The sequence below is a fragment of the Campylobacter sp. DY7 genome (assembly GCF_057802535.1).
Window position 1 is genome coordinate 29961 of record NZ_JBYJAU010000007.1, and the last position, 12771, is coordinate 42731.

Consider the following 12771-nt stretch of genomic DNA (forward strand, 5'->3'; position numbering starts at 1 on the left):
TTTTAGTTTATCTGATTTATAATATATTTAAAAAGGATTTTAATGGCTGAATTCATAGGCAGTTTAATTGGACTATGCGTAATGTTAGCATTTGCTTCTGGTGCAATGTGGTTATTAGTGCATATAGCCCCTTTTTTAATAGGCATAGGTGCAATTGTTATAATTTTATTTTTAATTATTGGTTTTATTGGTTTTCTTTTTTCTGATGAATCTAGTGAAAAAGATAAACAAAAATCCATAGCTTCAAATGGTAGTTTGAATGTTAATAGTAAAAAAGAACAAGATACCGAAACAATAATGCTAGATTATTATAAAATCTTAGGTGTTAGTAGAACATCTAGTTTAGATGAAATCATAAATGCTTATGAAAACAAAAAAGAAGAATTAATTAATGAATATGGCACGGCACTTAATAAAAAAGGTGAATTCTATCTTAAAGTTTATTCAATTCTTAGTGATAAAGAAAGTAGAGCAAAATACGATGAAGAATGTAGGTTATACTTACATCAGCATAGTGGAATTTATAATAATCTAGTTCCTATGATGAAAAAAAATGAAAATCTCTATAATAAAACTAATTCAGAAGAACAGCCATTAAATAACAAAATTTTAGTAGATAGCGAAGAAGAAAGCAATAAAACTTATTACAATTGGAAAAGAGCTTTAATTATTGCTTTTGGCATAGCAATTACTCATTTCTTATTCAAATACTTTGCTCTTCATTAAGATTTTAGGGAATACAGATTATTCCCTAAAACCATAAGGTTTGTTGGCACTATAAAGACCATTCGGTTGTCTATACATAATTTGCCCAGATGGTAAAACTTTTATTGCAGGTTGAGCGTCTTTATAAGTGCCATATTGTTTTAAAACTAAATTTATCTCATTATCTTCACTATTAAAATCATCTTTGACCTTTTTATTAAAACCACCGACAATAGATACTAGATTTTTAACACCATCACCGTAACTATCTCCTATATTTAAAGCTTGACCTATAATATAATCATCAAGTGAGCTAAGGCTTTGTCTAAATGCTTTTAAATTGTTTGCAAAAGTTGTTGGGTCATCAACTAATTTAGTTAAATTCTGATATTCTTTAGATAATGTTTTGCCTTTTTCTGCACTTAATCTTGCTTTTATTTGTGTCATTACTGATTCTAATTCTTTCATATCAGAAGTAGAGCCAACCATATTAGCAGCTACGCTATAAATCTTATTATTTATACCAAACCATCCTACCTTATCACTTAAATAAGCTGCTTTATTAATTAGGTTTTTTACTTCTTTTAAATTCTCTAAGTTCGTAAAAGCGTCTTTTGCTAATTCTTTATTTGTTTTAGTTGCCATAATTTTATATATATGAGAAAAATCTGATTTAGGCATTGTATTTTGATAATTCATTAAGGTATTGTTTTTATTTTCTAAGTCTTTTTTCGTGCTTTCTAATTCTTGTATTTGTTTTACTTTTTCTTCATCGCTTATTGAATAGTTCTTATTAATAGCATTGATTTGGTTTTTAATGTCAGTTATATTTTTATTATTCTTGCTAATTTCTTCTTTTAATAGTTTTTCTTTACTAAGATTGGTAAATATCTCTTCTGTATTTATTTCACCTATTGCATTTCCACCATTTGCACCATTACCACTATTTTTAACATAAGGATTAAATCCTAGTTTTACAATGCTATTTGTTTGTGCAGTTTGTGGCAAATATTTTGCAAAATCCGTTTTCGTTCTGTGAATTTCGCTTAATTTATTAACTCTTTCTTTATCGCTTAATAGTGGATTATTGAGTACATAATTATACTCATCATCAAGGTGTTTTACATAAGCATATCTTGATTCTTCACCTTGCAAGCCAGGATTATCATTTAAAAATTTTTGGAATAACATTGATGAATACTTAGCTTTTTCGTTTTCTTCATAAGCTTTTTTCTGTAAAAATATATTTTGATTAGTCTGTCTTGCATTCGCAAGTAAATTACTAGTACTTGCATTTGTTTGATTGATTTCTGCTTTTAGCATATTAGGAAGAAAACCTGTTTTAATTTGACTTTGCTTTAAAATCTCTAAATCATTCGCTGTTTTTGTTTTTTCTTGAATTATTTTGTCTTGTTCGGTAAGTTCAGCTATGTTTGCATCTACTGCACTTTTTCTTACTTGATTTTCTAAGTTCTCTGTTCCTAGCCTAATCGCTCGTATTCTATCATCTTGAGTAGCTCTTTCGTATCCTAGCCTTAAATCGCTTAGGTCTATTTCGTTCTGAGATAGTCTAGTTCTAACATAGTTATTATACATTTCTTTAAAACCATCTCCAATAGCTTGTAACTCATTTTTGCTATTTGCAGGGTTTGCCATATTTAATAAATTACTATCTACATATTGTCCCATTTCATCTCCTTTTTAAATACACATTAATTCATCTTCAAGTTCGCTAGTAATCTCTAGCGTTGCAACCACTTGCCCTTGTTTTAGCTCATATTTATATTTTTCACATAGATTAAATAAATTATCATAAAACTCTTGAGTAGTCTTTGTAGAGTTATATACTCCTGTATAGTCTTTATCCACTACACCAAGTAAGATACAACCAAGAGTGTCGCCTAAAGTATTTCCGATATGAATTAAGATATATCGCTCTTTGCCTACATTTATATTGCTTACTCTTATTAATAAATTATTTGGATATTTTTTTGAGCCGTTTTTCTTGCTAGGGCTATAATGTAAATCGCATTCATACACGCCAATAGGAATTGCCATATCGCAACCTGCTTTAGTGCCTACGATTAGCTCTTCTAAACTATTACATTTGTATATGAGTTTATCATCATCATACAAGCTAAACGCACCAAACCTGCCGTGTGAGTTTAACTTGTATCTATGTAGCTTAATTTTTATCATTATTTCTCCTTTGCTTTAAGCTTAGCAAAAGAGCAAATCTCATTTTAGTGCTATAATTTTCTTATCTATTTCATCTAATTTATCATCTAGTTTATCAAGTCTTACTTTTACACCCACGCAAGTGTCTTTTACATATTCTATCAGGTGCTTATTTACTTCATTGTTTTGTTTTAATTCTGTGTTAATACTGCCTAAAAGCTCTATATTTTTAGCGTTATTTACATTGCTTTCTATGATTTTTTGATTTATCTTATCTGTTAAATTATATAAAGCATTTGATGATTTTATCAGCTCATCTGTAGTTGATTTTGAAAACTTATAATGCTGATATTCACGATATACAATCCAAATAAACATAATTCCTATAATGCCTAAATCTTCAAAAGCTTTAGCCGTTTTTACCACTACTCCTAATGCTTCAGTTTCCATATTCTCTCCTAATTAGCTCTAATCTATATTTACAATCTAAGTAGCTATCGTTTAAATCTATTAAAAAGATAGCTAAATCACTATTTTTACTCATTTCGTATTTTGAGTAATCTATGTTTTTACACTCTAGCAAATTACTTGCTAGTCTTTGCTTTACATACACTATTTGCGTTTGTTTGCTGCAGGCTGCAAAAAACATCAACGAAATAATCATTAAGCTTATCTTTGCTTTTTTCATTATTTATTGCCTTTTTTACTTGAATGTTCTTTATGTTTTCTTGTTTTATTTCTTGAACTTTTAGCTCTTTATTTAGGCTCTCTATTTTTTCAATTTCTTGATTTAAATTCTCTATCGTTTTTATATGCTCTTGCTTTATTTTTAGCTCTTCATTTAATCTTGTTTTTATATGCTTATTTTCGTGATTTAGATACAATAAACATAGCAATAAAACACCGATTATTACTAGCTCTTTATTTATACTTAACATAATGATATGCCCTACAAAATATATAAAAAATCTTAGCTTTAAACTTATTTACATTAAGCTTTCTAAGGCACTCATAAAACACCTTATCTGCAAAACAAAACATCGCATAATTTTTATTATCTTTATATGCATTTAAACACAAATAATCGTGAATAGTAGCTGCTGAAATATATTCAGGACTATTCGGTGGGAACAAACTCCAAAAAATTCTTGGAATATTCGCTCCATTCGTGATAAACCCCTTTGGGATACTAATAATTCCAAAAGAGCTTTCATAACTATAATCTTGCACTAATTCCCATTTGTCTTTTTTAATAGGTTTAAGTATTACTCTATTCAAAGCTTATCCTTTCAAGCTCAGCTTTGGTGTTAGCTTTTTTGATTTCATCTAGGCATTTTTGTCTTTTACCTATTAAAGTTGCACTTATTTCAGCGTATTTATCAGCTTTTAAAAGCACTTTTTGAGCTAAGTCGCTTAAAGGCACTTCGCGACTTATTGCTAATGCTTTTAAAAATGGGGCTTTATTCTCATCATTACTTACTAGATATTCTCTAGCTTCACGCTCTTGTCTTTCAAAAGTCAAACGCTCTTCATCAGGCGTTTTATCTAAACTATTCATAGCATTTTTAAAGCTAGTTTCAATCTCATTTAATTTGCTTTCCTTAAGTTCATCAAAGCTTAGCTCTACAATTTCAGCTTTATAGATAAACTCGCCGTTTTCATAAAAATTCACTTGATTTTGCATAATTTTTATATATGTTTCTTCGCTAACTTCTATGCCGTTTTCAAGCTTTCTCATATCAATATAATCAATAAAGCCATTGTCTTTTAAAACAACGCTATAAACTTTTTCATCGCTAAAATAATCGTTAAAATCATTAATAAAATCATCTTGTATTAAATTGTTTAATTCATTCATCTTAATATCCTATTGCTACTATATTGTATGTTCTTTCTTCCGCAGGAACTTGAAAACCCACTCCTTTACTAAGATAGCCACTAACATTTGTCCAACCACTAATTTCTTTTTTGTCTTCTAATTTTTGACCTGACATAAAAACTCCTTTATAATTCATACCAACTAAAAAAACACCACCGATAGGCAAAGTGATTGTGTATGTAAATGTTACAGAGCCAGTCAGGTTAGTTTTTACTGTATTAGATGTTACACTCGGAATTACTTTTAAGTTCCTTATAACTATCACATTAATTCCATTGCATTTAAACATTTTTCCACTCGGAATATTTGTTTGAATCATCGGCTCTTCAGGAGTAGTCCTATCAAAAAATACTCCGTGCTTATAAAGTGTATTTGGCACTAGATTGCACTTTTTAGGAGAATTAACAAAACTTCCGCTCGGATGTGCTTCATACATAGCAAATCCTCCCCAATCTACCAAGAAGCATTCTGTTTTAATATTTTTAAAAATATCTCTAAATGAGTGTGTAGTTGAATTTCTAATAGATATAAAAGCTCTACTCATAGTATCAAATGTATTACTAAGCGATGATATTTTAGAGTTTTCTCCTGCATACAAACAAGTATCGCCTGTAATGTTAGAAAAGCTTGAACTACGCACATCATAAGAACTTGAGCCATAAGCTCTAATAACTGAATAAAAATTATCAAAACTGCAAGTATTAACCCTTATTGTAGAAGTTAAATGTGCTAATAAAAAGTGTTGTGGTTTATTTATTGATTTAAATTTACAGCTTTGAAAGTTTATACTTTTTGAGTGATAAAATTCAAAAATATATTTAATAGGGTCAAATGTAAAATTACAAACAATTTCTGCATTATTGCTTGTAAGTGTGATATGCGACATATCGCAAAAATCAAAAGTAAATCTTTCATTTAAAACAAAATTAGGTAACATTGTAATCGTGCAATTTCCTAAATTTGGCTGAGCTTTTTTATAATATCTTAAAGCCTTAAAAGCGTCGCTTAATTTTGCATAAGTTCCACCAACTCCTACTGTTACACTAACAGGAGTATCATAGACTTTCACATAATCGCTTTCAACTGCTTTAATCCTTACTTCTAAATCACTTTTAGCCTTTGCTAAATCCCCTGTATTTGCTTTAGTTTTTAGCAAACTATCGCTTTCAAGCTTTGTATAAACATCGCTTTTATTATAAACATCAATTTTATTAGCTTTATCATTACTTAAGTTTGTAATATCTATTTTTATAGACTCAAGCTCTAGCTTATCAGCCTTTACACCTAAAAATCCATCGCTTTCAAGCTTTGTATAAACATCACTTGCCATTGCTCTAAGCGACATTTCATCTCTTAATATTCTTGTATTGTTTTCTAAAGTAGTTATGAAACGAGAAGCAATTCTTCTCATATCGCTTTCTATTTTGCTATCAGCAGTCGCTAAATCACTTAAAGCTTGATTAATCGGCTCAAGCTCTAACTTATTAGCCTTGTTTGTTTGCAGTTTTAAAATCTCATCATTTGCTAGGCTTAGCAATTCATCGCATTGTAGCTTTGTGTAATAATTATCAAGCTTTGTGTTTTGCTCTGTTAAAACTTGCTCTAAATTAGCCTTAATTGTATCAATTTCGGCTTTTGTATTTATTGCGGTTTGCAAGGTGTTATTTGTTGTTTTTAATTCATTCAACACTTCATCAAGACTTCTGCCATTAAGAGCTATTAAAATCTTATCAAGTGTAGCAATGCTATCTTTTATCTTTAGTTCTAGCTCTTCGTTTTTAACAAGGGCTAGATTATAGTTATTTTCTAGTTCTGTGATTTTTGCTATATATTCATTTAGCGTATTCTCAAACCAAGTAGCTTTATTAAATATCTCTTCAGCTTTAGACATTAAACACTGACTTCTTTTTCTCATTTCTTTAATCTCGTTTGAGATTTGTAGGCAGTTTGTCCTTGCACTTTCTATACTTTCAAGCGTATTTTTTAGTTCTATTTGCTTACTTGCTAAGCTTTCATTTAATGTATTTGCTCTTGCTAAGCTTTCATTAAGTTCTTTTAATGCTAAATCGCAATCATTTTTATATGTTTTAGTAGCTAAAATTACAGCTTCTTTGATAGTATTAATCTCAGCTAAAAGCTCGGTATTTTTAGCGTTTAGCTCAGTATAATTTGAGATTTTACTATCTACATTTTTTATAAGTGCTGCTTCTTTTATCACTAGATTATTAATGCTAGTAAAGAGTGCTTTTACTTCGGCTTGATTACTTGCTATCTCATCAAAAAATACTTTTGCATTAGCTAATTTTTCGTTTATGTCATCTAAATTAAGCTTAGTTCTTTCATTGTAACTTGCACTTGTTTTTAGCTCGTTTTCTAATGCAACCTGCACTGAAAATATATTTTTTTCTATCAATACGCTTTGATTATGAATGCTTTTAATATCATCGTATCCACTCACAATACTTTTTAGCATTTCGCTTAAACTTGTTGGATTATCTACCATTTTTTATCCTTTCTAGCAAAAATTCTTCTAAGTCTTTTTTGTATTTATCATCTATTTCGCTACTAAAAAGGAGCAAATATTTTGAATCAGGATTTAGTAGTTCTTTATCAATCTTAAAAAAAACTAATCTATTTAAATTTAAAGGAGTATTAATGTAATTATCAAAACTACTAAATACACCATTCCCTGCAAAAACATAGTAAATATTGTTATTTTCATCAGCGTAAAACTCATCAACTCTTAATGTGGCACGGTTATTTTCAACTTGAACTAATTCTTTTATAAAAGGATTTTTTAGTTTTAAAGTTTTAGCTTTTGTTATTACTTCTCTTTGCATTTTTGCTCCTTGTAAGAAATGTAGCAAAAATGCAAAATCAAATTTGGTGCTATAAATTTTCTTTTTTATTGTTAAAAAATGCGTTTATTCCTTGGTTTAAAGCCTTGTTATTTGCGTCTTCTCTTGCGTATATTCTATGTCTTTGCTCTCTTTCTAAAGCAGCCATTTCTTTTTTAAACTTCTTTTCTTCTCTTGCAGCCCTAAATCCACCAATTATACCTGCTATACCACCAATCGTATTAACTGCACCCATTGCATTAGCAAAGCCTTTACTAGCAAAAAAGCTAGTGTTATTATTAGTTGCATTACTACCACTAAAACTAAAGCTATTTTTTGAAAAACTATCATACGCAGCGTCTAATGGAGAATAGCCTAAACTCTCATATAAATTATAATCATTGTTAAAATTAAACGGCTCTGTTTTTGGCATTTTTGAGCCAAAAAAGTTTTTTGTAAAATCGTTATAGGTATCGTTCATATTTTGCTCCTTAAAATAAAGTGTCTATTTTTAATGTCTTTTTAAAAAAATCATCATAAACATTTAAAGACTTATAAGATAAATAAGGCTTTAAATCTTCATAATTCTTAGCTTTTTCTTCGCTCTCGCTTAATGCTACAAACCACGGATTTTTGGTATTTAAATAATCATATTCACTATTTCCTACGCTAAACTCATTATATTTTTTACCACCTGCAAACCACTCATAAAGTTTAAATTCAAGTGCTTGATTTAAAAATAAATCATTAGCTTGTTTTTTCTCTTCTTCTAAGCCTTGCAAATATTTTTTATATTCTTCTAATTGCTCTCTTAGCTGCTCTTTTAATTCTTCGTAATTTTTATAACTTACATATCCACCATAAGCCATATTAACAGCATTTATTGCATTATATGTATTCATTATGCTTTGGCTAAGTCCAAGTGAGCCAATAAAAGCACTTGCTCCAAAACTTGCTAAAATACCTGCACCAACGCCTACAACTAAAGCTATTTCTTCTCTATATTCTCTTGCATTCTTTAATATGCCTGTATCGGCTAAAAAGCCCGTGGTAACATTTACAGCTGGATTTACGATTAAATTACCATTGCCGAAACGATAATCAGCATAAGCTACACCTGCTGCTATTAAGTAAGGATTATATGTAAAAACTCCTGCTGCAATAATTACAGCTGAGCCTATCAAGTCAAGTGCAGTAGTAAAAACTTTACCGATTTTACCATCAAAAAAATTATCAATAATAGAAACTAGTGCATTATCTGCATATCTAACTATTCCTGTTCCTATCGCTCCTGCACCACTTAAAATTTTGCCTGCGTCTCCACCAACCTTATTACCAACCCAAGTTAAAGCTTTACCTGCCCATTTAACAGGTGTTGTAATAACATCAAAGATAGGTTTTCCTATTGCTTTGACAATTTTTTTTACAGCTTTTTTTACGCCACTAAAAAATCCCATTTTACACTACACTTAGCTTATATTCTTTTGTAATTCCTGTTTTAAATTCTACTTTTACAATATAGTCTTTTTTGCTAGTTATCTTAAAGCTAGTTGCAAAGCCACTAAATATAAGCTGATTATCAAGGTATATTTTTGGTTTTACGCCGCTATCTGAACTTAAAGCCATAATGCTTACAACTTCATCTAAATTAGGCGTATAATTACTTATTAATACATTGTAATTATCAGCCTTTTTAGTATCGCTTGAAATAGTTTTATTGTTTTTATCTACTAAAGTATCAGTGATAATTTTATCAAGCTTGTTAGTATCAAGTGTAATGTTTTTGCTCTTAGTTAAAATGTCTTGAATGCTGTTTAGTATATGAGTATAAAGACTTGTTCCTGCTTTATCATCAAGCTTAACCCAATCTTTAGAAAGGGCAATTTGCATAAATTGAGTATGTAACTCCCCAACCTTTACTCTTAGATTGTCATCTGCTGTTTTATTGAGAATTTTTATCTTCTCACTAGCTTCTATTGCGTTTATCTTTGTAATTTGAACTTGTTTATCCTTTATTTCAATATCAAGCAATGCACTTTGATACTTTGCTTTTTCTATATCTTCTTGCTGATTTGTTAGATTTATTTGAGCTTTTACTAAGTCTTTTTCAAGAGATAATTTATTTATGTTTTCTTTTGCCATTTCGCTTTGATGATAGGTGTTTTCTTTTTTAGCCTTTTCTTCTTCATAAGATATGCCTACTCTTAAAGCACTTTCAGCTGCAATGTTTAGTGCTGAAGTAACTATTTGAGAAAGAAACGAAGCAGCAGCCTGAGCTTTTTCCATCTCGCCTAATTCATCACTTTTAATCTCTTCTAAAAAAGCTTTTTTGCCTAAGTCAATAAGCTTACTTTCGCTCATTACTTCTTCAATAGCTTTAAATCTTTTTATAAACAAATCAGTTTCAAACATTTTTATATCTCGTTTCAATTAGTTTATGTTTGTTATTTAGTAAATTTTTACATCTAAGTAGCTCAAGCTCGTATTTTTGGCGAAATACTTCTGCTTGTTCTAAGCTTTTACCTGTGCTTAGCAGCATTTCTTTTGCTAACATTAGTGTTTGATAATAAAGTGCTTTTTCGCATATTAAAGGTATATTTATATAAGTATCGTTTGGCAATACTTCATCATAAAATGAATAAATCATCTTAGCCTTAAAGCTAAAGTTTGCAAAAAACTCATTAGCACTTAAAATAATTGCGTTTTCATTTATATTTTTATTTGCATAATATGAATAAGAATATATTTTTATGCTCTCATCATTATTTTTAACTGCTAATAACTTTATAAAATCACTTGGAAAGGGGTATTCAACCCCTTTTTTAAGCTCACATTCAATAGTTTTTACATTTAAATCAAGTTCGCTGCTAATAACTCTTAGAGCCATATTGATATAAAACAATATTTTATCTTCATCATAATTGCTCTCATCTTTAGCAACTAATTGATTTAAAATAAGACCTATGAAATGAGCTTTATTAATCATTATGCGAACTCTACTAACTCTTTACTTGGTGCTATCATTTCATAATAAATCACAACTTCGCCTTTAGTAGGCACTCCTGCACTAAGTTCTAAATAAAGGTCTGTTAGCTCATCTTGATAATTATAAAATCCCATTTCTTTGCTAGTATTAGCTGTCTTTAAATCAATATCACATAAGACATTAGCTCCTTTTCCATCAATTATTTTAGCCGTTACGCCTACATCACCTTCTTGTGTAGTAGTTGCTTTTAGTGATTTTATAAAATAGCCTTGTGGAAAACATCCTAAATAGATTTTGCCGTTTGCTAATTCTTTTACATCAATTTTTTTAATTACTGCTTGTATTTCTTTATGAACTCTCATTCTTACTCCTTGCTTGAAATTATTCCGATTACGCCGTAATCAAGGTCGTTATAAGCATTCATACTATCATCTTGGAAATTAGTGTTTTCAAATCTTGATTTTGCAACTCCTAAAAGCTTTGTAATAGCCACTCCTACTTTTCTATCATAGTCTTTTCTTTCAATTACGATTTTTGTATCGCTACTTGCAGCGTATTGCAATGCACCTGCACCAATTAAAAAACCTATGCAAGTTTCAGTATCTTTGCCTTTATACATAGCATTTGATTTAAACTCTTTTGCACTGCCTAATGTTCTAGTTACATAATGCTTAAACTCACTTTCGCTAAAATCACTTGTAATTATTCCACCATCAACGCTTAAGTTCCACTCAGGTAATTCAACCACCACGCAATTATCAATCACGCCAATAAGTCCTGTGAATAATGGATTTAGTTCTCCATCTATATTTTTCTTTTGTAGTTCTTTCCACTCTGGGTCGGCTTTTAATTGCTCTGCTTGTGTGCTTGATATAAATAATGCGTATTGTTCTTGCGTTATTTCTATACCTTGTTTAGTAGTGCTTCTAATTGCTAATGGTGGGATAGCAAATGTTGGCTCTCCATTAAATCTATCTCCGTTTTTTGCCATTTTAACAGCGTGTCTAATTGTAGATACTTTTAATACATCGCCTTTGCCGCATTCTTTACAAGCTTTTTCTACACTTGTGCCTTTATTATGCTTTTTAAAGCCATTTGTAGCATCTGCAACGCAAACATTCGTTAAGTCGTGACTAAGTGCTGTTAGTATGTATTTATAAGTTTCACGCCCTAACCATTCAGGTAATTCTTCCGTGCATTCTTTGATAAAATCAATATCTTGTGTCTTTTCATAGGTTAGGTTATTTGATACAAGTCCGTTGCCTATCTCAAATGGTCTAATCTCTGATGTAAAATAATTTCTTTTATCTAAGTTAGTATCAATGTTAGTATTTCCAAATACACCTTTACCACGAAGTGCAGCTCTCATTCTAACTCTAAAAGGCGATAAGTCCTTAATAGTCTTTAATCTAATAGCTCTATCATTGCCTGTTCCTGCTAGAGTTAAAAAGCGATTTTGTTTTACATATTCACGCTCTATTTCTTTTGCAATTTCAACTGCAACTAATGGCTCGGTTGCCCAATTTTTAATTCTATCTATATTCATTTTTTATCTCCTATTCATAAATTCGTTTTCTTCATTATCTAAACTACCATCATCGTGTAAGTCATTTAATTCCTCTGGTAATTCTTTGCCTTTATCTTGTGGCATTAGTTCATAGGCTGCTAGTAGCCTATCTGTTGGGTCTAATTGCATTAATTCAGCTTGTTGTCTTTTCGTTAGGTCGTGTTCCATAAACTCCATTACTACTTTTGCATTCGCCTTTGGATATTTTGCGAGCAGTTTTTTTTCTGCTGCTTTCATATTATCTTCAATAGCTTCAGTATCTAATTGGTCTAATAATCCTTTATGTTTTTGAAGTTTTGAAGCGAGTTCTTGTTGTAGATATGGCATTTTTGCTTTTTCAAAATTTTTAAACATTTCTACTGCATCAGTCATTGCTAATTGCACTTGTTCTTCATCAAAATGATTTTTAACATAGTATTCTGCATAAGCGTTATCTAGTGCTTTTTGACTTTCTTTGATTTCAGCTTCTAATGCGAGTATTTGCTCTTTAGTGCTAGGTGTTTGCGTTGGCACTTGCTCTGGCGTTGGCTCTTGCACTTGCTTGTTTTGGTTTGGCATTTGCTCTCCTTTTTAAAATTTTTAAAAAAGAGTAGCAAATTTTAAAATCTCATTTTAGTGC

17 protein-coding genes are annotated in these 12771 nt (G+C 30.1%); 1 reads left to right on the top strand and 16 read right to left on the bottom strand.

Going from position 1 to position 12771, the window contains the following annotated elements; all coding sequences use genetic code 11:
- The first annotated feature begins 42 nt into the window (after positions 1-42).
- Positions 43-726, top strand: coding sequence for a DnaJ domain-containing protein (locus AC1B00_RS05785; RefSeq protein ID WP_488848688.1), 684 nt, complete (start codon positions 43-45; stop codon positions 724-726).
- A gap of 18 nt (positions 727-744) precedes the next feature.
- On the opposite strand, the gene AC1B00_RS05790 is transcribed toward AC1B00_RS05785, so the two are convergent.
- The 16 genes from AC1B00_RS05790 to AC1B00_RS05865 are packed head-to-tail and all read right to left on the bottom strand — an operon-like array spanning position 745 to position 12710.
- Positions 745-2394, bottom strand: a complete 1650-nt coding sequence (locus tag AC1B00_RS05790) for a hypothetical protein (protein WP_488848690.1) — start codon at positions 2392-2394, stop codon at positions 745-747.
- A 12-nt stretch (positions 2395-2406) separates the two neighbouring features.
- A complete protein-coding gene (locus AC1B00_RS05795) occupies positions 2407-2904 on the bottom strand; it encodes a DUF5675 family protein (RefSeq protein ID WP_488848692.1) in 498 nt (165 codons plus the stop codon).
- Between the two features lie 39 nt (positions 2905-2943).
- Complete coding sequence (locus AC1B00_RS05800; protein ID WP_488848694.1) at positions 2944-3333, bottom strand: hypothetical protein; 390 nt, start codon at positions 3331-3333, stop codon at positions 2944-2946.
- Complete coding sequence (locus tag AC1B00_RS05805) at positions 3323-3496, bottom strand: hypothetical protein (RefSeq protein WP_488848695.1); 174 nt, start codon at positions 3494-3496, stop codon at positions 3323-3325. Before AC1B00_RS05805 ends, AC1B00_RS05800 begins: the two co-directional genes overlap by 11 nt.
- Entirely contained in the window at positions 3468-3821 is a 354-nt protein-coding gene (locus AC1B00_RS05810; protein ID WP_488848697.1) for a hypothetical protein, read from the bottom strand. Before AC1B00_RS05810 ends, AC1B00_RS05805 begins: the two co-directional genes overlap by 29 nt.
- Positions 3805-4161 carry a DUF1353 domain-containing protein gene (locus AC1B00_RS05815; RefSeq protein ID WP_488848699.1) on the bottom strand — a complete coding sequence of 119 codons (357 nt, stop codon included), beginning with the start codon at positions 4159-4161 and terminating at the stop codon, positions 3805-3807. The genes AC1B00_RS05810 and AC1B00_RS05815 overlap by 17 nt, the downstream gene beginning before the upstream one ends.
- Positions 4154-4741 carry a hypothetical protein gene (locus tag AC1B00_RS05820; protein ID WP_488848701.1) on the bottom strand — a complete coding sequence of 196 codons (588 nt, stop codon included), beginning with the start codon at positions 4739-4741 and terminating at the stop codon, positions 4154-4156. The genes AC1B00_RS05815 and AC1B00_RS05820 overlap by 8 nt, the downstream gene beginning before the upstream one ends.
- 1 nt (position 4742) lies before the next feature.
- Complete coding sequence (locus AC1B00_RS05825; RefSeq protein ID WP_488848704.1) at positions 4743-7265, bottom strand: hypothetical protein; 2523 nt, start codon at positions 7263-7265, stop codon at positions 4743-4745.
- Positions 7255-7602: a hypothetical protein gene (locus AC1B00_RS05830; RefSeq protein ID WP_488848706.1), complete on the bottom strand. Its 348-nt coding sequence runs from the start codon at positions 7600-7602 to the stop codon at positions 7255-7257. Before AC1B00_RS05830 ends, AC1B00_RS05825 begins: the two co-directional genes overlap by 11 nt.
- 49 nt (positions 7603-7651) lie before the next feature.
- The gene (locus AC1B00_RS05835) at positions 7652-8080 is read right to left on the bottom strand and encodes a hypothetical protein (protein ID WP_488848707.1); all 429 of its coding nucleotides are present in this window, start codon (positions 8078-8080) and stop codon (positions 7652-7654) included.
- Between the two features lie 10 nt (positions 8081-8090).
- Positions 8091-9056, bottom strand: a complete 966-nt coding sequence (locus AC1B00_RS05840; RefSeq protein ID WP_488848709.1) for a hypothetical protein — start codon at positions 9054-9056, stop codon at positions 8091-8093.
- Position 9057: 1 nt separating this feature from the next.
- Entirely contained in the window at positions 9058-10011 is a 954-nt protein-coding gene (locus tag AC1B00_RS05845) for a hypothetical protein (protein WP_488848710.1), read from the bottom strand.
- A complete protein-coding gene (locus AC1B00_RS05850; protein ID WP_488848712.1) occupies positions 10004-10585 on the bottom strand; it encodes a hypothetical protein in 582 nt (193 codons plus the stop codon). Before AC1B00_RS05850 ends, AC1B00_RS05845 begins: the two co-directional genes overlap by 8 nt.
- On the bottom strand, positions 10585-10947 hold the full coding sequence (locus tag AC1B00_RS05855; RefSeq protein WP_488848714.1) for a hypothetical protein: 363 nt from the start codon (positions 10945-10947) through the stop codon (positions 10585-10587). Before AC1B00_RS05855 ends, AC1B00_RS05850 begins: the two co-directional genes overlap by 1 nt.
- Positions 10948-10949: 2 nt before the next feature.
- Positions 10950-12131 (bottom strand): phage capsid family protein, encoded by a 1182-nt coding sequence (locus tag AC1B00_RS05860; protein WP_488848715.1) that lies wholly within the window; start codon positions 12129-12131, stop codon positions 10950-10952.
- Positions 12132-12134: 3 nt separating this feature from the next.
- Complete coding sequence (locus tag AC1B00_RS05865; protein WP_488848718.1) at positions 12135-12710, bottom strand: hypothetical protein; 576 nt, start codon at positions 12708-12710, stop codon at positions 12135-12137.
- Between the last annotated feature and the right edge of the window lie 61 nt (positions 12711-12771).

Excerpts from the sequence above, each read along its gene's own strand:
- AC1B00_RS05785 (WP_488848688.1), top strand. The coding sequence starts at position 43 with ATGGCTGAATTCATAGGCAGTTTAATTGGACTATGCGTAATGTTAGCA.
- AC1B00_RS05790 (WP_488848690.1), bottom strand. The coding sequence starts at position 2,394 with ATGGGACAATATGTAGATAGTAATTTATTAAATATGGCAAACCCTGCA.
- AC1B00_RS05795 (WP_488848692.1), bottom strand. The coding sequence starts at position 2,904 with ATGATAAAAATTAAGCTACATAGATACAAGTTAAACTCACACGGCAGG.
- AC1B00_RS05800 (WP_488848694.1), bottom strand. The coding sequence starts at position 3,333 with ATGGAAACTGAAGCATTAGGAGTAGTGGTAAAAACGGCTAAAGCTTTT.
- AC1B00_RS05810 (WP_488848697.1), bottom strand. The coding sequence starts at position 3,821 with ATGTTAAGTATAAATAAAGAGCTAGTAATAATCGGTGTTTTATTGCTA.
- AC1B00_RS05820 (WP_488848701.1), bottom strand. The coding sequence starts at position 4,741 with ATGAATGAATTAAACAATTTAATACAAGATGATTTTATTAATGATTTT.
- AC1B00_RS05825 (WP_488848704.1), bottom strand. The coding sequence starts at position 7,265 with ATGGTAGATAATCCAACAAGTTTAAGCGAAATGCTAAAAAGTATTGTG.
- AC1B00_RS05830 (WP_488848706.1), bottom strand. The coding sequence starts at position 7,602 with ATGCAAAGAGAAGTAATAACAAAAGCTAAAACTTTAAAACTAAAAAAT.
- AC1B00_RS05835 (WP_488848707.1), bottom strand. The coding sequence starts at position 8,080 with ATGAACGATACCTATAACGATTTTACAAAAAACTTTTTTGGCTCAAAA.
- AC1B00_RS05840 (WP_488848709.1), bottom strand. The coding sequence starts at position 9,056 with ATGGGATTTTTTAGTGGCGTAAAAAAAGCTGTAAAAAAAATTGTCAAA.
- AC1B00_RS05845 (WP_488848710.1), bottom strand. The coding sequence starts at position 10,011 with ATGTTTGAAACTGATTTGTTTATAAAAAGATTTAAAGCTATTGAAGAA.
- AC1B00_RS05850 (WP_488848712.1), bottom strand. The coding sequence starts at position 10,585 with ATGATTAATAAAGCTCATTTCATAGGTCTTATTTTAAATCAATTAGTT.
- AC1B00_RS05855 (WP_488848714.1), bottom strand. The coding sequence starts at position 10,947 with ATGAGAGTTCATAAAGAAATACAAGCAGTAATTAAAAAAATTGATGTA.
- AC1B00_RS05860 (WP_488848715.1), bottom strand. The coding sequence starts at position 12,131 with ATGAATATAGATAGAATTAAAAATTGGGCAACCGAGCCATTAGTTGCA.
- AC1B00_RS05865 (WP_488848718.1), bottom strand. The coding sequence starts at position 12,710 with ATGCCAAACCAAAACAAGCAAGTGCAAGAGCCAACGCCAGAGCAAGTG.